This window comes from Devosia sp., from assembly GCF_024707125.1.
GTDB lineage: Bacteria > Pseudomonadota > Alphaproteobacteria > Rhizobiales > Devosiaceae > Devosia.
Genome location: NZ_JANQAH010000007.1, coordinates 697,701 through 715,929 on the forward strand (window position 1 = coordinate 697,701; position 18,229 = coordinate 715,929).

General features: G+C 61.1%; 14 protein-coding genes and 2 pseudogenes. 3 read left to right on the forward strand and 13 right to left on the reverse strand.

The genetic code is table 11. The features are described from left to right. Window positions 1-15: 15 nt before the first annotated feature. Both NVV77_RS21930 and lon read right to left on the reverse strand, forming a co-directional pair. Window positions 16-711, reverse strand: a pseudogene (locus tag NVV77_RS21930) (MFS transporter); the annotation flags it as partial. Window positions 712-947: 236 nt separating this feature from the next. Next, window positions 948-3,375: pseudogene (gene lon / locus NVV77_RS08660) on the reverse strand (endopeptidase La). A gap of 326 nt (window positions 3,376-3,701) precedes the next feature. On the opposite strand from lon, the gene rocF reads away from it, so the two are divergent. Further along, entirely contained in the window at window positions 3,702-4,673 is a 972-nt protein-coding gene (gene rocF, locus NVV77_RS08665) for an arginase (protein WP_295412136.1), read from the forward strand. A 14-nt stretch (window positions 4,674-4,687) separates the two neighbouring features. On the opposite strand, the gene NVV77_RS08670 is transcribed toward rocF, so the two are convergent. The 3 genes from NVV77_RS08670 to NVV77_RS08680 form a co-directional block, all read right to left on the reverse strand. Beyond that, window positions 4,688-5,425 (reverse strand): hypothetical protein, encoded by a 738-nt coding sequence (locus tag NVV77_RS08670; protein WP_295412138.1) that lies wholly within the window; start codon window positions 5,423-5,425, stop codon window positions 4,688-4,690. Between the two features lie 295 nt (window positions 5,426-5,720). Further along, window positions 5,721-6,998 (reverse strand): ATP-dependent Clp protease ATP-binding subunit ClpX, encoded by a 1,278-nt coding sequence (gene clpX / locus NVV77_RS08675; protein WP_295412140.1) that lies wholly within the window; start codon window positions 6,996-6,998, stop codon window positions 5,721-5,723. Window positions 6,999-7,171: 173 nt separating this feature from the next. Then, window positions 7,172-7,801: an ATP-dependent Clp protease proteolytic subunit gene (locus NVV77_RS08680; protein ID WP_295412142.1), complete on the reverse strand. Its 630-nt coding sequence runs from the start codon at window positions 7,799-7,801 to the stop codon at window positions 7,172-7,174. 345 nt (window positions 7,802-8,146) lie between these two features. Here NVV77_RS08680 and NVV77_RS08685 point away from each other — a divergent pair, with 345 nt between their 5' ends. Continuing rightward, window positions 8,147-8,542, forward strand: a complete 396-nt coding sequence (locus NVV77_RS08685; protein WP_295412144.1) for a nuclear transport factor 2 family protein — start codon at window positions 8,147-8,149, stop codon at window positions 8,540-8,542. 36 nt (window positions 8,543-8,578) lie between these two features. Here NVV77_RS08685 and NVV77_RS08690 read toward each other — a convergent pair whose 3' ends face one another. Together NVV77_RS08690 and NVV77_RS08695 are read right to left on the reverse strand one after the other, a co-directional pair. Then, entirely contained in the window at window positions 8,579-8,818 is a 240-nt protein-coding gene (locus tag NVV77_RS08690; protein WP_295412146.1) for a hypothetical protein, read from the reverse strand. Window positions 8,819-9,023: 205 nt separating this feature from the next. Beyond that, window positions 9,024-9,422 carry a YciI family protein gene (locus NVV77_RS08695; protein WP_295412148.1) on the reverse strand — a complete coding sequence of 133 codons (399 nt, stop codon included), beginning with the start codon at window positions 9,420-9,422 and terminating at the stop codon, window positions 9,024-9,026. 150 nt (window positions 9,423-9,572) lie between these two features. Here NVV77_RS08695 and NVV77_RS08700 point away from each other — a divergent pair, with 150 nt between their 5' ends. After that, window positions 9,573-10,829, forward strand: coding sequence for a cytochrome P450 (locus NVV77_RS08700; protein WP_295412150.1), 1,257 nt, complete (start codon window positions 9,573-9,575; stop codon window positions 10,827-10,829). Here the strand turns inward: NVV77_RS08700 and NVV77_RS08705 are convergent. From NVV77_RS08705 to NVV77_RS08730, 6 genes are all read right to left on the reverse strand, one after another. Further along, entirely contained in the window at window positions 10,826-12,295 is a 1,470-nt protein-coding gene (locus NVV77_RS08705) for an NAD(P)H-hydrate dehydratase (RefSeq protein ID WP_295412152.1), read from the reverse strand. The genes NVV77_RS08700 and NVV77_RS08705 overlap by 4 nt on opposite strands. Before the next feature lie 103 nt (window positions 12,296-12,398). Beyond that, complete coding sequence (locus NVV77_RS08710) at window positions 12,399-13,985, reverse strand: diguanylate cyclase (RefSeq protein ID WP_295412154.1); 1,587 nt, start codon at window positions 13,983-13,985, stop codon at window positions 12,399-12,401. Between the two features lie 159 nt (window positions 13,986-14,144). After that, window positions 14,145-14,924, reverse strand: coding sequence for a class I SAM-dependent methyltransferase (locus NVV77_RS08715; RefSeq protein WP_295412156.1), 780 nt, complete (start codon window positions 14,922-14,924; stop codon window positions 14,145-14,147). Window positions 14,925-15,058: 134 nt separating this feature from the next. Continuing rightward, the gene (glnA, locus tag NVV77_RS08720) at window positions 15,059-16,468 is read right to left on the reverse strand and encodes a type I glutamate--ammonia ligase (protein WP_295412157.1); all 1,410 of its coding nucleotides are present in this window, start codon (window positions 16,466-16,468) and stop codon (window positions 15,059-15,061) included. Between the two features lie 52 nt (window positions 16,469-16,520). Next, window positions 16,521-16,859, reverse strand: a complete 339-nt coding sequence (locus NVV77_RS08725) for a P-II family nitrogen regulator (RefSeq protein WP_035079039.1) — start codon at window positions 16,857-16,859, stop codon at window positions 16,521-16,523. 247 nt (window positions 16,860-17,106) lie between these two features. Then, entirely contained in the window at window positions 17,107-18,129 is a 1,023-nt protein-coding gene (locus NVV77_RS08730; protein ID WP_295412161.1) for a PAS domain-containing protein, read from the reverse strand. Window positions 18,130-18,229 lie beyond the last annotated feature (100 nt).

The window sequence follows — 18,229 nt, forward strand, 5'->3', positions numbered from 1 at the left end:
ACCGATGGTCAGGCCGGAAAAGGCGAACTGATCTTCGCTGAACTGTGCCCAGGCCGTGCCGTAGACGGTGCCGACGAAATTCATGATCAGGAAGATGGCCATCAGCGGCACCAAAGCCTTGAAATTAAAGGCCCAGGCCAGCGGCTTGAAGGGATTGAGCGTCTCCCAGGTGAAGCGCGCGTCAGCCTTGCCGGGCCTAGATTCGGGCAGGACGAAGAGTGCCAGGGAGAAGTTGACGCCGTTGAGCACGGCCGCCGCCAGGAAGGGCGCGTGGAGCCACCACCATTCGCCCAGAATGCCGCCGATGACCGGGCCGATGATGAAGCCGATGCCGAACATGGCGTGGAAGAGACCGAAGCGTTGGGCGCGCTCTTCTTCCGTGGTGATGTCGGTGATGTAGGCTGTCGCCACGGCCATGTTGGCGCTGGTGACGCCGGCAATGGCGCGGCCGATAACCAGCATCCAGAGATGCGGGGCGAAGGCCATGATGAGATAGTCGATGGCGGCGCCCGCCAGCGAGACCAGAAGCACTGGACGCCGCCCGAAGCGATCGCTGAGCACGCCTAGAATCGGCGAGAACAGGAACTGGCACGCCGAATAGAGCGCCAGCATGATGCCGAGCAGGATCGAAATATCCGATGTGTGCCCGACTTCGCGCAGCAGTGCCGGGAGAATCGGGAAGATAAGGCCGATGCCGATGGCATCGAGCATCACGGCGGCGAGAATAACGACGAGGGCCTTGTTCAAGGGAGTGCTCCTGATGGCTCACCGGCCAGTAAGGGGACGTAGGATGTTGACGAGATTGTTACAAGCCCGCCCCCTATGACGGATGGTGCTGACAGAATTCGACAGGAAGAGTTTTGGGCCCCCTAACATCCATGGCGCAGCCTTGAGCCCAAAGAAAAACGGCGGCCCGAGGGCCGCCGTTTTCATCTCTATCAGGTCGATCAGTGCGTCAGGCTGGCTGCGGAGTCGTCGGCAGCCGGGTCGGTCTTGGCGACGGCCGGAGCTTCATCGAAGTTCCATTCGATCGCTTCGGGCTTGCGCACCAAAGCGCGTTCGATGACCTGGTCCATGCGGGAGACCGGGACGATCTCCATGCCTTCCTTGACGATGTCCGGAATCTCCTGGAGATCGCGAACGTTCTCTTCGGGGATCAGCACCGTCTTGATGCCGCCGCGGAGGGCTGCAAGGAGCTTTTCCTTGAGGCCGCCGATGGGAAGCACCCTGCCCCGCAGCGTGATTTCGCCGGTCATGGCGACATCATTGCGTACCGGAATGCCGGTCATCACCGAGACGATGGCGGTCGCAAGACCGATACCGGCAGACGGACCATCCTTGGGCGTTGCGCCTTCCGGCAGGTGGACGTGGATGTCGCGGGTATCGAACATCGGCGGCTTGATGCCGAAGTCGATCGAGCGGGAGCGGACATAGGCCGTGGCCGCCGTCAGCGATTCCTTCATCACTTCCTTGATGTTGCCGGTGACCGTCATGCGGCCCTTGCCCGGCGTCATCACGCCTTCAATGGTCAGCAGCTCGCCACCAACCGAAGTCCAGGCGAGACCGGTAACCAGGCCAACCTGCGATTCGGCTTCGATTTCGCCATGCGTGAAGATCGAGGGGCCGAGATATTTGGCCAGACGTTCCTCATCGATGGTGATCGACTTGGTCTTGGTACGGACGATGTCCGTAACCGCCTTGCGCATCAGCTTGGAGATTTCGCGCTTCAGATTGCGGACGCCGGCCTCGCGGGTATAGCCGCGGATGACCTTCATCAGCATATCGTCATCGAGCACGAACTCGCCGTGGGCCACGCCGTTTTCCTTGGCGGCTTCCGGGATCAGGTGCTGCTTGGCGATCGCGTGCTTCTCCTGCTCGGTGTAGCCCGAGAGGCGAATGATCTCCATGCGGTCCATCAGCGGGCCGGGGATGTTCAGCGTGTTCGAAGTCGTCACGAACATCACGTCCGAAAGGTCATAGTCGACCTCGAGGTAGTGATCGGCGAACGTATTGTTCTGTTCGGGATCGAGCACTTCGAGCAGAGCCGAAGACGGATCGCCGCGGAAGTCCTGGCCCATCTTGTCGATTTCGTCGAGCAGGAAGAGCGGGTTGGACTTGCCGACCTTCTTGAGCGACTGGATGATCTTGCCGGGCATGGAGCCGATATAGGTGCGGCGGTGACCGCGGATTTCGGCTTCGTCACGGACGCCACCAAGCGCCATGCGCACGAATTCGCGGCCGGTCGCCTTGGCGATCGACTTGCCGAGCGAGGTCTTGCCGACGCCCGGAGGGCCGACGAGGCACAGGATCGGGCCCTTGAGCGTACCGGTACGAGCCTGCACGGCCAGGTATTCAAGGATGCGTTCCTTGACCTTTTCGAGGCCGTAGTGGTCTTCGTCGAGCACCTTTTTCAGCCAGGGCCAAGTCGCGCTTGACCTTGGTCTTCTTGCCCCATGGGAGGCCCAGAAGCGTATCAAGGTAGTTACGCACGACGGTGGCCTCAGCCGACATCGGGCTCATGGCCTTGAGCTTCTTGACTTCGCCATCGGCCTTGGCCCGAGCTTCCTTGGAAAGCTTGGTCTTGGCGATGCGCTCTTCCAGTTCGGTGATCTCGTTGGCGCCGTCTTCGCCGTCGCCGAGTTCCTTCTGGATCGCCTTCATCTGCTCGTTGAGATAGTACTCGCGCTGCGTCTTCTCCATCTGGCGCTTGACGCGCGAGCGGATACGCTTTTCCACCTGCAGCACGCCGATCTCACCTTCCATCAGGCCTATCACCTTCTGGAAGCGTTCGATCACCGAGATCGTGGAAAGCAGGTCTTCCTTTTCCGGGATCTTGATGACGAGGTGGCTGGCAATGGTATCGGCGAGCTTGGACGGGCTCTCAATCTGACCGACCGCAGCCACGACCTCTGCCGAGATCTTCTTGTTCAGCTTGACGTAGTTCTCGAATTCGCTCTGAGCGGAGCGCGCCAGAGCTTCAAGCTCGGTCGCATCTTCCTCGGGCTCGGGAAGCGGGCTCGCTTCAGCTTCGAAATACTCTTCCGTCTGCAGATAATTGTCGATGGTCGCGCGGCTGAGGCCTTCCACGAGGACCTTCACGGTGCCATCGGGAAGTTTCAGAAGCTGGAGCACAGTTGCGATGGTGCCGGTGCCATAAATCTGGTCCGGAGCTGGATCATCGTCCTGCGCGTTCTTCTGGGTCACGACAAGAATGTGCTTGTCGTCGCGCATGACCTCTTCAAGAGCCTTGACCGACTTTTCGCGACCGACAAACAGCGGCACGATCATTCCGGGGAAGACCACGATGTCGCGCAGGGGAAGAACCGGGTAAACCCGGTCCCGGCTCACTTCGCCGGTGGGATTGACGTCCGACATCATATTTCCTTTCCGGGGCGCGCCGGGAGGAATTGGAGTAGCGCGCCCGTATTGCGACTGCCCAATCCTGGAAGGCTGGGCGATTCAGGTTAATAAATAGGGTGGACTACCCTCGCCGCAAGTCAATCATTGCGGTTTTGTGACCTATTGCACCGCTTCGCACAGCAGGCATGCATATCAAGGCAGGAACAGGCGTGTGCCTTGGATGCAAAGGAGAATCTGTCTTTTGCGCATTCGGAAGACTGTGTCGCACCCTATAGATTGGGTGTGACAGGAAGCTGTGCCATGCTTTGCCAACAACCATGCCCCAAAATGAGGACCAAACAATGGTAACCAAACCCAAACGGATCGACATTCTGGGCGTAGCAACGGCCTCAGGCGCGTCGGTTCGCGGCTGCGGCATGGGACCCGAGGCGCTGCGGGTGGCGGGGCTGCTTGAGGCGCTGGTGGAGCTGGAGCATTCGATTGCCGACCACGGCGATCTCCGGCGCGTATATCCTGAGATCAGCACCAATCCGTCGAGCTGGCGACTGCCGGATGAGCGCAAGGCCGATGTGCTTGAGCTGGCGGAACGTACCAGCCAGGCTGGCTTCGACATCCTCACCAATGGCAACTTCCCGATCTTTGTTGGCGGCGACCATTCGATCGCCATGGGGTCGCTGTCAGCTGTGTCGCGGTACAATGAAACCAAGGGCAAGCCGGTACATGTGCTCTGGGTGGATGCGCATGCCGACTACAACACGCCTGACACCTCGCCTTCCGGCAACCTCCATGGGATGCCGTTGGCGCTGCTTTGTGGCGAGCCGGGGTTTGACGACAGTTTTAAGGGCGATTGGCTCGGGAAGATCGAGCCGCGCAATGTGACGATCTTTGGGGCGCGTTCGATCGATCGCGAGGAGCGCCGGCTGTTGCAGGCGCGGGGCGTCGAGGTGATCGACATGCGCAAGATTGATCAGACCGGCGTGGTCGGGTTGATGCAGCCGATACTTGACCGCGTGAAGGCGGCGAATGGGCATCTGCATGTGAGTTTTGACGTGGACGTGGTCGACCCGGCTTTGGCGCCGGGCGGTGGTACGCTGGTGCCGGGCGGGCTAACCTATCGCGAGGCGCATCTGATCATGGAAATGCTGCACGATAGCGGCGTGGTGGGGTCGCTGGATATCGTGGAGCTCAATCCGTTCGTCGACCACGGCGGCAAGAGCGCGACGTTGCTGGTGGACCTGGTGGCAAGCCTTTTCGGGCGTTCGATCATGGGCGAGGAGCCAGGGCCCGTGGAGTTTGTGACCGGCGAGGACTAGGCACGGGCTTTCCTTCAATCTCCACTGGCAACCGAAGCGCGACGGGCCAGGAATTGTCCGCGCTCGCGGACCGAGCGGCTCTTGTCCTTGAGGAGCCGAGCGATTGCCTGCTCTTCCCTTACGACTTGGACAGAACTCTCAACCAGTGCCCCTGCCGCGAGCCAACGTACAGATGCAAAGCGGTCCCGCAGGCCCGCTTCGACAAGTACGTTACGATCGACTTGGACGGTCAGCGGGCGATGCTCGAAGGTCAAGCCGCTTTTGTAGATGGCATAGCGAAGTTCTTCGGCCCTCTTAACGTGAGGAGACCGCCATCTGGCTTCGCCAGCAAGCAGCGTCTGAAACGCAACCTTTCGAACCTGAGGTTGAACCGCGCCTCGAGCCAGCTCTACAAGAAATCCGTCTATCCATTCATGCCGCAGCAGATGTTGGAGCTGGCGACCCACCCCGCCATTGCGGGCGCTCATCAAACTCGAAGCCAATTGCCTTACGACGTCGGGCCGGCCCAACAGCGCGTCAACCTCGGCAATTGCCGGTGGCTCCCAGCGCTGCCAGAGCGACCAACGAGATAGGAGATGTGGCGCCGCCGCCACGACGATATCCGCACTTGCGGTCGCGAACAGTCTCCTCGCTGCGGCAAGAGCTGCAGTCCTTACTTCCGGCACCCAGTCGTTGAGCCTGTCAGCAAGCTCGCGCAACTCTTCGGCAGAAACAATTGGAACCTCGAGGGCATTGAGGGCGGCCTCACGCACATATCCATTTCTGTGCCGCATCAGGGGCCATGTCGACGGCATTCCTGACTGCAAGTGCAAGCTTACCGCCAGACGAGCGGAAGCTGGCGGACTTAGGCGCCTCGCCCAGACCGCCGCCAGACGCCAGCGCATCAACCAGAAAAGCCGCCGTAGCCCGAAAAGCCGCCGTGACACGCGCCCTGCCCCCAATTCCCCGCGACCTCATCACTGTTCGCAAGTACATGCAGACAGGCAATCGCGGAACAAAAAAACGCCGGGCACTGCCCGGCGTTTCAATCGCTTGCGCAGCTGGCGATCAGGCCGATGCCGGCTCTTCGTCTTTCTTGCGCTCGGAGTAGATGTAGAGCGGACGGACGTCCTTGCCCTTCACCACTTCTTCCGAGATCACCACTTCTTCGACGCCTTCGAGCGAGGGCAGATCGTACATGGTGTCAAGCAGGATCGCTTCCATGATCGAGCGGAGGCCGCGGGCGCCGGTCTTGCGCTCGATGGCCTTCTCGGCGATCGCCTTGAGGGCGTCTTCGTGGAAGGTCAGTTCGACTTCTTCCATCTGGAAGAGGCGCTGGTACTGGCGGACGAGAGCGTTCTTCGGAGCCGTCAGGATTTCGATCAGGGCCGGAATGTCGAGGTCTTCCAGGGTCGCGAGGACCGGGAGACGACCGATGAATTCCGGGATCAGGCCGAAACGGACGAGATCTTCCGGAGCGACGTCCTTGAGCAGTTCGCCGACGCGACGGTCCTGCGGATCCTTGACGGTGGCCGCAAAGCCGATGCCCGAACCTTCGCCGCGAGCGGAGATGATCTTTTCAAGACCAGCGAAAGCGCCGCCGCAGATGAAGAGGATGTTCGTCGTATCGACCTGCAGGAATTCCTGCTGCGGATGCTTGCGGCCGCCCTGCGGAGGCACGGAGGCAACGGTGCCTTCCATGATCTTGAGGAGAGCCTGCTGCACGCCTTCGCCCGACACGTCGCGAGTGATCGACGGATTGTCCGACTTGCGGGAAATCTTGTCGACTTCGTCGATATAGACGATGCCGCGCTGGGCCTTTTCGACATTGTAGTCGGCGGCCTGCAGGAGCTTGAGAATGATGTTTTCGACGTCTTCACCGACATAACCGGCTTCGGTCAGGGTCGTGGCGTCAGCCATGGTGAAGGGCACGTCGAGAATGCGTGCGAGCGTCTGCGCGAGCAGGGTCTTACCGGAACCGGTGGGACCGATGAGCAGAATGTTGGACTTCGAGAGCTCGACGTCCTGATTCTTGGTCGCGTGGTGGAGGCGCTTGTAGTGGTTGTGGACGGCCACGGAAAGGACGCGCTTGGCGCGACCCTGGCCGATGACGTAGTCGTCGAGCACCTTGCAGATATCGGCAGGGGTCGGCACGCCATCGGAGGACTTGACCATGGAGGTCTTGTTCTCTTCGCGGATGATGTCCATGCACAGTTCGACGCATTCATCGCAGATGAATACGGTCGGCCCGGCGATCAGCTTGCGAACCTCATGCTGCGACTTGCCGCAGAACGAGCAGTACAGCGTGTTCTTGGAGGTTTCGCCGTTCGTTGTCTCTTTGGACATCTAGTCACTCCCGGGGACTTTTGGCCCCCAAAATCAGCGTTATCGGAAACCGTAACGCTGAAGACATAAAGAAAGTCTAAGCCGAAACGACCTTAAAGGCCGTTCCGGCTGTGTGCAATTGCCTGGGGATCACAGTCCACGGCGCATCAGCAATGTGCTTAACGCGCGTCAAATCAGGCAGATGCCTCGGGGACGGCGCGCTTTTCGAACACGGAATCGATGAGGCCGAAGGTCTGCGCTTCCTCGGGGCTCAGGAAGCGATCGCGCTCGAGAGCGTTCTCGATTTCCTCGTAAGTACGGCCCGTGTGCTTTTCATAAATCTGATTAAGACGGCGCTTCAAACCCTCGACTTCCTTGGCATGAATCAGGATGTCAGTGACCTGACCCTGGAAGCCGCCGGAAGGCTGGTGAACCATGACGCGCGAGTTCGGCAGCGAGGTGCGCATGCCCTTTTCGCCAGCGGCGAGGAGCAGCGAACCCATGGATGCGGCCTGGCCCATGACCATGGTGGCAACGGCCGGACGGATGAACTGCATCGTGTCGTAAATGGAAAGGCCAGCCGTCACCACGCCACCAGGCGAGTTGATGTACATGGCGATTTCCTTCTTCGGATTCTCTGATTCGAGGAACAGAAGCTGGGCGACGATGAGCGAGGCCATATTGTCCTCGACCACACCGGTCACGAAAATGATGCGCTCGCGCAGCAGGCGCGAGTAGATGTCGAAAGCGCGTTCGCCACGGTTCGACTGCTCGACCACCATGGGAACGAGCGTGTTCATGTAAAGATCGTGCGGATCCCGCATATTTTGCCCCTTGGCCCCCGTCGGCGTCGCAAGCGGACGGCAGGCTTAGTTGGTTGGCCCACGCCCCTGCCCCGAACGCGCACATGGCAAGGCAGAAACGCAGGTGAAATTCAGATCGGCGCGACTGGCCGATTGCAGCTATGCCGCCTTAACGGGCGGTAAAGGGACAAATAGGCGGCAATGGGGCCGGCTTCAATAGACCGTCTCCCTCACAGTGACACTAAGGTGAATGCGGCGTTTGGGATGTTTGCCGAGTTGGGTCAGCTGCGCACAAACAGGTTTGAGACCTCGGTTGATTTTGTTCCTCTTTTGTTCTAGTCATCTGCGATCTTGAGGGAGGACTATATGGATCATCCGGTTCTGGAACTGGAGCGCGCTGCCATGGCCCGTTGGTGCAGAGGCGAAACGCAAGGCTTCGTCGACCTGCTCGATGAGGATGTCGTTTATTTCGACCCGACGACAGCGAGTCGGCTCAACAAGGCGGCCCTGGTGGCGATGTATGCCGAGATCGAAGGAACGATCTTTGCCGACCGCTACGAATTCATCGAGCCGCTGGTGCAGGAAATCGGCGACGCGGCGGTGCTGACGTTCAGGTTTGTCTCGTGGGACAATGAAGGCAATGCGCTGCGCTGGAATTGCACCGAGGTGTTCCGGCGCCGTGGTGACGTGTGGCGGATCATCCAGACCCATTGGTCGATCACCGAGGCCGGCATACCGGACCCGGCACCCCATACGCTTTAGGGAAGATGCGGCGGGAAGCGTTCCCGCCGCAAGAATCTATTCGGCGCTGCCGGAGAACGAGACGGCAATGCCCTTTTTCTTGAAATAGGCCTGCATGAGCTTGCGGCCCTGGCGATTGGGCTGGGCGAGCTTGGAGGTTTCGAACACGGCTTCCTTGGCGCCTTCACGAGCCATGGCGGCCTTGAGCGCTGCAATGTGAAGATCGATGTCTTCGTTGTTGTTCTTGATCGAGGCGTAGATGGCGTCGATCGCTGCGGAAACGGTGATGTCGCTCACGTGCGTATTTCCTTCGTCGCGTTTTGGCGCTCTCAAGACATCATTGCGGGTCTTTTGCCAAGGGTTTTCACCCTAATCTCGGTGTCATTCCCGCGAAAGCGGGAACCCCCATTTGAGGAAACAGAGATCCCAGCTTTCGCGGGGATGACGCCGAGTGGATGAAGGCGCCAGAGCGAGAAGCTAGCTCCCAAACCCGCAGATGCCCTCATACCAGCGTGAATTCTGGGCGCCCCCCGCCGGTCTCGCTGTGGCGGTCGTTGTCGCGCAGTGGACGAATCTGGATGCGGCAATGGGCGGCGATGGGGTCATCGGCGAAGAGGGATTTTGCCTCGTCCATATCCCTGGCTTCGACCAGCACCACGCCGCCGACCACTTCCTTGGTTTCAGCATAGGGGCCGTCGGTCTCGTTGATACGCACGGGGCGGCGGCGGTCGATCACTTGTTCGGTTGAAACATCAGCCAGGGGCGAGGCGAGGAGCAGGTGGCCGCTGGCGCGCAGTTTTTGGTCATGCTCGATGGTCGCGTCGTCGAGGCGGCGCATCTCCTCGGGCGTGACGCCGGCAAAGGCGTCGGGCGCAAAATGGAACAGACAGAGGAATTTCATGTTCGGTCTCCGTGGTTGGACAGCGACGCGACGAGTGCCCTTTCACGGGCTCGACTAATTTTCTGAGCTTTTTTTCGTTGAGCCACCAGAGGCATTTGCACGGCGATGGGGTCGGCTTAAGGTGACGGGGTACAAGCCCTACGGACGACCATGGCCGCCATTATTCAAGTCAAGCCGATCACCAATGTTCCGGACACCAGCCGCGCCAGTGCCGCCCCGCGCGACCCAGAATTCTTCCAGAACCCCTATGCTTTCTATGCCGAGCGGCATGCGAGCAATCCGGCTTTCTTCTGGGAAGAGTATGGACACTGGTGCTTTGCCGACTTCAAATCCGTCAGCGCCCTGTTACGCGACAAGCGGTTTGGGCGTGAAATCCTGCATGTGGCGACGCGGGAGGAGATCGGCCTGCCGGAGCCAAAGCCGCATGTGGCGGATTTTGATCTGACCGAGAAATACTCGCTGCTGAACCTAGAACCGCCGGGCCATACGCGGCTGCGCATGCTGGTCAATCGCGCCTTCGTGTCGCGGCAGGTGGAGCAGTTGCGGCCGCGTATCCGGCAGCTGGCCAACGAGATCATTGATGGGTTCGAGGGCGAGGATAGCGTTGATCTGATCAAGGCTTTTGCCGCGCCCCTGCCTGCGATCATCATTGCAGAAATGATCGGGCTGCCGGCAGAGGCCGCGCCGCAATTGCTCAATTGGTCCAATCGCATGGTCACCATGTATATGTATGGGGTGACCTATGAGACCGAGCTTGATGCCAACAAGGCGTCGGCCGATTTCATGACCTATCTTCGCGACGTGATCGCCGAGCGCCGGCGGGCGCCGCGCGAAGATTTGCTCACCCACATGCTGACGGCCGAACAGGGTGGCGAGAAGCTGAGCGACGATGAGGTGATGTCCACCGCCATCCTGTTGCTCAATGCCGGGCATGAAGCGACCGTGCATACGACCGGCAATGGGGTGAAGTCCATTCTTGAAAGCGGGCTCGATCCCCAGACGCTGTTTGCGACGCCGGAGCAGACCGAGGCGACAGTGGAAGAGTGCCTGCGCTTCGATGCGCCGCTGCATCTCTTCACGCGCTACGCGCTGACGAACATGGACGTAGAAGGGATCCCGTTACGCAAGGGTGACGTGATCGGGCTGATGCTGGGTGCCGCCAATCGCGATCCCTCGCGCTTTGCCGATGCCGGTCGGTTCGATCCGTTCCGGACGGATGGCGCCAATGTCAGCTTTGGTGCGGGTATTCACTTCTGCATCGGCGCGCCGCTGGCTCGGATCGAGTTGCAGGAGGCGATGTCGGTGCTGTTCCAGCGGCTGCCGAAGCTGCGGCTGGCGGAAAAACCGAGTTACAACGATGTGTTCCACTTCCATGGGCTCGAAAAGCTCATGGTGCGCTGGAGCTAAAGGGCTGCCAGCACGCCGGGCAGCAGCGGGGGAATATCTTCGCTGATCATGCCGGGGCCGCCAAAGCGATTGGCGGCTTCGGCGTGGAGCCAGGCGCCGGCACAGGCGGCGTCGAAGCCGCTCATGCCCTGGGCAAGAAGGCCGCCGATGATGCCGGCGAGGACGTCGCCAGAGCCGGCTGTGCCGAGCCAACTGGGGGCGTTGGCATTGATGGCGGCACGGCCATCGGGCGCGGCGATGACGGTGTCGCTGCCCTTGAGGAGGATGACCGCGCCGGAATGTTGGGCGGCGGCGCGGGCGCGCTCGAGCTTGCCGCCGGGTACATTGCCGAAGAGGCGTTGGAATTCGCCTTCGTGGGGCGTGAGCACGACGGAGCGATCGGTATTGGCCTTGATGGCGGCGAAGAGGGTTTCGCTCTCGCTGGCAAAGCTGGTGATGGCATCGGCGTCGAGGACGGTTGCGGCGCCAGAGGACAGCGTAGCCAGCACTTTTTCGCGGGTAGCCTGGCCAATGCCGGCGGCGGGCCCGAGAATCACGGCATTCATGCGTTTGTCGCTCAGAAGTTCGGACAGCTCGGCGGCATTTTCGGCCGGCTTGAGCATGATGGCCGTCACGTGGGCAGCGTGAACGCGTAACGCGGCGGTTTCGCCTGCAAGGGAAACGACCCCTGCCCCAACGCGAAAAGCGCCATGGGCGGCAAGGCGCGCGCCGCCGGTTTCGAACTCGCTGCCGGACACGACGATGACGTGGCCGCGGTCGTATTTGTGACCGTCGGCCATGGACTGCGGCATGGCCCAGAGTTCGCGTGTGTTCTGCCAGGCTTTCGGGCTGACACGGTCCAGGACCGCGTCGGGAATGCCGATGTCGGCGAGGACGACTTCGCCGCAATGTTGGCGGCCAGGCAGCAGGACATGGCCGGGCTTGAGGCGGAAGAAGGTGACGGTCATGTCGGCGATCATGGCAATGCCGCGGACGGCGCCTGTGGCGCCATCAATGCCACTTGGCACGTCGACGCTGACGACGGGAAGCGTGGAACCGTTGACCGTGGTGATGATGCTGGCGATCTCGCCTTCGACGTCGCGATCGAGCCCGGCGCCCAGAATGGCGTCGACGACGAGATCGGCGTCCTCGATGTCCTTTTCGCTCGGCGCGTCAATCCGGCCGGTCCATTGCTCGGCGGCCACGAGAGCGTCGCCGCGCAGGGCATCGCGCTCGCCCAAGAGGCGCACCTGCACAGGCCAGCCGCGCTGTTGCAGGAGGCGGGCGACGATGAAGCCATCGCCGCCATTGTTGCCGGTGCCGCAGAGCACGAGGACGGAGCGCTGGTAGTAGCGCTCGATAATGGCTTCGGCCACCGCCTTGCCGGCTGCCTCCATCAGGCGAAAGGACCGGACGCCTCCTTCGATGGCCAGACGATCGGCCTGGGCCATTTCCTGAGGCGTGAGAAGGGCATCGGTGTGGGCCATTTGTGCCTCGCTGCGAGTCGGTGCTCTCTATCTCATAGCGGGTTGGACCGAAAATGAGACAAAGAAACGGCGCGGCGGAGTGATTAGAGGCTGGAAGGCGCTTTCAGCCGACGTGGCGGCGTTGATCGGCGTCACGCCAGACGGTGCGATCGCGGCCGGAGCGTTTGGCGGCGTAGAGGCGCATGTCGGCCGTGATCATGATGTCGGGGTGATGGCTGGTCTCCGCGGTCGAGCACAGGCCCACGCTAGCGGTGGTCAACAGGCCGGGTGCGACGTCGCCCCAGTCGATCTCGCGGAGCGCCAGGCGCACATTCTCGACCACCGCGACGGCTGCTTCGGTGTCGTGGTGAGGCAGGAGCAGGACGAATTCCTCGCCGCCGAGGCGAGCGGCAAAACCCAGCTCGGCCATGTGCACTTCCAGAGTTCGCGACACGCGCCGAAGGACGTCGTCGCCAACCAGGTGCGAATACTGATCGTTCACGGCCTTGAAGTGGTCGAGATCGATAATGGCCAGCGCATAGGCACTGCCGGCAAGGTCTTCCACCTTGCGCTCAAAACTGCGCCGATTTGGCATGCCGGTCAGGGCATCCATCAAAGCCTCGGCCGCCAGAGCGCTGGCGCGGGCGCGCAGTTCGCGTGTTTCGGCGCGCAACTCTGCAGCCTTGGCGAGGCGGTGGGTCGTTTCGCCGGATTGGCGCACGTAGAGCGCGTGATAGCGCTTCTGCAAGGCCAGCGCTTCTTCGAACCGGCCCTGCGCCTCGAAGACGCGGCCCAATTGGGAAGCAGCATTGAGCTGGTGGTCGATCTGGCCGGTTTTGTCAGCGAGATCAAGCGATTGCCGGGCCGCTTCCTGGGCGCCCGCGAGATCGCCGCTGCGCAGGCGGGCCGTGGCAAGTGTGTAGAGGTAGTGGATGCGGAGGCTCGTGCCGCCCTCGCCGGGCACGGCGGCCGAGCGATCGAGATGCGCCATGGCCGACGGAACATCGCCGCGAAGGGCGTACATTTCGGCACAATTGCCGAGCGCGACGCGTAGAATCCAGAGGTCGCCAAAGTCTTCCGCCGCTTCTATGGCCTCGGTGGTAGCGGCGATGGCTCGATCGAGCCAGAGGTCCATGGAGGCAGCATCTTCGTTGGCCTCGGCCTCCTCCGCCAGCTTCACTTGGCAAAAACCAAGATTGAGCAGGGCGAAAGCGTGGTGCCCCCGGGCCCCTGCCTCGGCAGCGACCGATATGGCGCGCTGGAGCAGCGGAACGGCCATGGAAACCTGCCGGCAAACCGCGAGGGTCACGCCACGGGCATTGAGTGCAAAAGCCAGGACAGAGGGGTCAACGCCGCTTTCGGCGGTAGCAACGGCAAGCGTTGCCATTTCGAAGGCGTCGTCGCTGAGGCCGTTATCGAGGAGGAGGAAAGCTTCGACCGCCTCGATACGCGCCAATTCCACCGCATCGCCAAGCTGGCTCCAGAGGCGTCTCGCCGCAACGGCGCATTCAAGACCCGCCTCCGGATCGCCCAGCCGCATGCAGCACCAGGCCATCTGGCTCATGCTGCGGGCAAGCGCCTCGGAATCGCCTTTCTGCTCCGCCGACACGAAGGCCAACTTGGCGTGGCGCATCGCACCGGCACAATCACCTCTATCCATGAGGCGAAGGCTCTGGGCAAGGTCGTCACCGAAAAAGCGCTGGTCCGTCACAGATACTCGCAACTTGGAGGCAGGGACGACTATAGCCGATGTTCGCCCCTGATTATACTCAACTTTTCGGAGTGTACGGTATTTGGCCGGCGACGTGGACAAGCAAAGGGGCCCGAACAGGCCCCTTCGTCTCCGACATGCCGAAGCGCGCGACCGCGTCTACTGAGCGACCGTTCCCTTGATGGCGTGGGCGCGAGCCTTGATGGTGATCGGGCCCTGCCCTGTTATCTCCTGCGCCCTGCTGCGGATGCCCGCCACATCTTGCGCGCTCAACTGGTTGAGCACCTGGCTTATGCCCGGTGCAGAGGTACCGACGGCCCAGTATTCACCGAAGGTTGGGTACGCGCGCGATACGTGGATAGTTTTGGTGGCGACATCGGCGAGGCCTGCAGCGGTCCAAAGCTTTTCCAGGACAGCGAGATCGCCTGCATCCGGATGGGGCGGCAGAATGGGCGTTATGCCTGCCGCGGACATGGCCTTGTGGATCGCTTCATAGGGAAAGCCACCGCCCAAAATATCCCACGCATAGGCTGTGACCTTGCCCCCTCGCCGCACGACGCGAACCATTTCGTCCACGGCCGCATTGGCATCGGGCACGAAGAAGATCACGAGGGCCATCAGGGCCATATCGAAGTCATCGTCTGGAAAAGGCAGATCGTCTGCCGTGCCGATGCTGAAATTGGCGACGCCCGACTGGTGGCGCTGCCGGGCGAAGTCGAGCTGCTGGGCGGATGGGTCCAGTGCCTCGATATGTGCCGGCGCTGCGCGCCTGACCAGCAATTCCGTGGACGCGCCATTGCCGCAGCCGACATCGATCCAGCGTTTGCCGGTGGGTGCCTCGAGCCAGTCAAGAAAGGCGTTTCCGACCTCCGCGCTCCAGAGGCCCATCATCGTTTCGTAGCTTTTGCCGTCGACGAACTGCATCGTTTGGACAGACATCAGGCGTCTCCATCGCAGGAAAGGCCACCCTCGAAACGAACGATACTCCTTAACTTCGGCTCTCGCATCCACGATGTAAGTGCCGACGTAAAAAAGGGCCCCGGAGGGCCCTTTTCTCTTCGCTACTGCAGCTCTTAGGCCGAGTAGTACATTTCGTATTCGACCGGATGCGGGGTCATTTCGACGCGGAGGACTTCCTGCATCTTGAGCTCGATATAGGCATCGATGAAATCGTCGTCCATGACGCCGCCGACCTTGAGGAAGTCGCGGTTCTTGTCGAGGTTTTCCAGAGCTTCACGGAGCGAGCCGGAAACGGTCGGGATTTCCTTGAGTTCGTCCTTGGGCAGTTCGTAGAGATCCTTGTCCATCGGCTCGCCGGGGTGGATCTTGTTCTTGATGCCGTCGAGGCCGGCCATCAGCAGCGCGGTGTAGGCCAGGTACGGGTTTGCCAGCGGATCGGGGAAGCGAACTTCGACGCGCTTTGCCTTCGGCGACTGGCCGAAGGGGATACGGCAGGAAGCCGAACGGTTACGGGCCGAGTAGGCCAAGAGAACCGGAGCTTCGAAGCCGGGCACCAGACGCTTGTAGGAGTTGGTGGTCGGGTTGGTGAAGGCATTGATCGCCTTGGCGTGCTTGATGACGCCGCCGATGTACCAGAGGCATTCCATCGAGAGGCCAGCATACTGGTCGCCAGCGAAGAGCGGCTTGCCGTCCTTCCAGATCGACATGTGGCAGTGCATGCCCGAACCGTTGTCGCCGTAAACCGGCTTCGGCAGGAAGGTTGCGGTCTTGCCATAGGCATTGGCAACCTGCTGGACGGCATACTTGTAGATCAGCACGTCGTCAGCCGACGCGATCATCTGCTTGTACTTGAGGCCGAGTTCGTGCTGGGCGGAAGCCACTTCGTGGTGGTGCTTCTCGATGATGATGCCCATCTGGCCCATGGCCTCGAGCATCTCGCCGCGCATGTCCTGCGCGCTATCAAGCGGGGGAACCGGGAAGTAACCCTTCTTGATGCCGATGTGGTGACCATTGTTGCCGGATTCGTAGTCGGCATCGTTGTTGGTCGGCAGTTCGGAGTGATCGACCGAGAAACCAACCTTGTAGGTGGTGGTCGAGTACTTCACGTCGTCGAAGATGAAGAATTCGGGCTCGGGGCCGAACACGACGGTGTCGCCGATACCGGAGGACTTGACGAGGCCCTCGGCCTTCTTGGCGATCGAGCGCGGATCGCGGTTGTAGGGCTGGTAGGTCGCTGGCTCGAGAATGTCGCAGTTGATAGCGAGGGTCGAGGCCGCGAAGAAGGGGTCGATGTAAGCCGAGTTCGGATCGGGCATCAGCACCATGTCGGACTCGTTGATGGCCTTCCAGCCAGCAATCGAGGAACCGTCGAACATCACGCCATCTTCGAACATGTCGGCGTCAACGACGGACGCATCCATGGTGACGTGCTGCAGCTTGCCGCGCAGGTCGGTGAAACGCACGTCGAGATACTTGATGTTCTCGTCTTTCATGCGCTGGATAATGTCTGCTCCGGTAGTCATCAGGTCTTCCCCTGTAATCGCACTGCTTGTTGCTGGTGTTGTGACGCGACGCTTAGAGTGCGTCGTCGCCGAATTCGCCGGTACGGATGCGGATGGCTTGTTCGATCGAATAAACGAAAATTTTGCCATCGCCGATGCGGCCGGTTTGCGCGGCATTGCGGATCGCCTCGATCGCCTTTTCGGCGAGCTCGTCGGGGCAAACCACCTCGACCTTCACCTTGGGAAGGAAATCGACGACATATTCCGCGCCACGATAGAGCTCCGTGTGCCCCTTCTGGCGGCCAAAGCCTTTGGCCTCGGTCACGGTGATGCCCTGCAGGCCAACTTCCTGCAGTGCCTCTTTGACTTCGTCGAGCTTGAAGGGCTTTACGATAGCCTCGATTTTTTTCAACTGTGCCTCCACTGAGCGTCTTAGGCCGTTACCGCCAACCTGTATGCACGGGCCATGCCAGCGTGCCAAAGCACGGAAAACATTAACCGTTGCATGGACTTGGCCAGGGCGGGAGAGATGCGGCCGGGTGGTCACGATAGCATGATTGATCGTTTTTCGAGCTATCTGCATATTTTTTATGCACGTAATTGCCGCTTTCGGACATTCCTTGCGCCAAGGCTGACCAAAATCTCACCACATGCTGCATTCAGGCGAGATCGGAGACGGCAAAGCGGCCGCGCTCGTCGCGCCAGATGGTGAGACCAGCCTCTCGGAAAGCCAGCAAGACCAGACGCAGGCTGTCGCCCTGCCCTGGGACTTCGGCACTCTCGATGCGGCGGACAGTCGAAACCGAGATGCCGGCATTTTGGGCGAGAGTTTCGGCGGTCCAATCGAGAAGCGCGCGGCAGGCCCTGACCTGAGCCGGCGTCAGGGAGGCAAGATCATCCCTTGTGGAGCGCGGAGCGGTAATGCGGGCGTTACTGCTCGAAATGCCGCCATAGAGCAGGCTGGAGGACATTTCGGAGGAGAAAGGCAGCCCTTCGATGTGGAACTGCTGGTACTCGCCATTGGTGAGACGCAGGCGCGGCGAGAAGCTGTAGGGCTTCCGATTGCCCACCGCTTCGCGCCAGTGGTCGGGCAGGCGTTCGAGATCGTCGGGATGGAGGCTCGCGCGCCAATTGCTGACATCGCCATTCGGCACTGCGTCAGTGTCGATGAGATCGTTGCTGCTGAAATGCTCGATCAGGCGCCCCTCCTCGTCGGCGATCCACAGGATCGCGCCGATGAGCCGGGAAATGTTTTGCAGCAGGGCGCGCGTGTTGGCGAGGCGTTCGCCGACATCCTGGCGCTCGGTAATGTCGGAAACCACGGCGACGACGCGGGTCGCATTGCCATCGCGATCAAACAGGCGCCGCGCTTCGCTCCGCAGATGCCGCAACTGGCCGTCCGGACGGATGATCCTGAATTGCCGGTCGGTCTGACGAGAATCGGTGACGAAGCCGTGCAGATCGTCGACGGGCAGGCGATCCTTGGGATGCACAAGGGTTTCGAGGAAGGCCAGGTCGAGGTGGAGACCGGCCGGGTTGATGCCGGCCAGAGCATAGAGCCCCGCCGAACAATGGAGCCGCGCGTTGGCGATATCCCAGGACCAGAAGCCAACGCCAAGCCTGGCTTCGACCGCGCGCACCCACTCGTCGGATTGCCGGATACCCGGACTACGTTCTGCCATGTCCCTCTCTCCATCGGATGCTTTTCGCATCCGCTAACCGCACAGCAGGAGCTGGCCAGACGAAGTCAGGGACTCTGCGGCATCATCAAGTGCCGCGTGT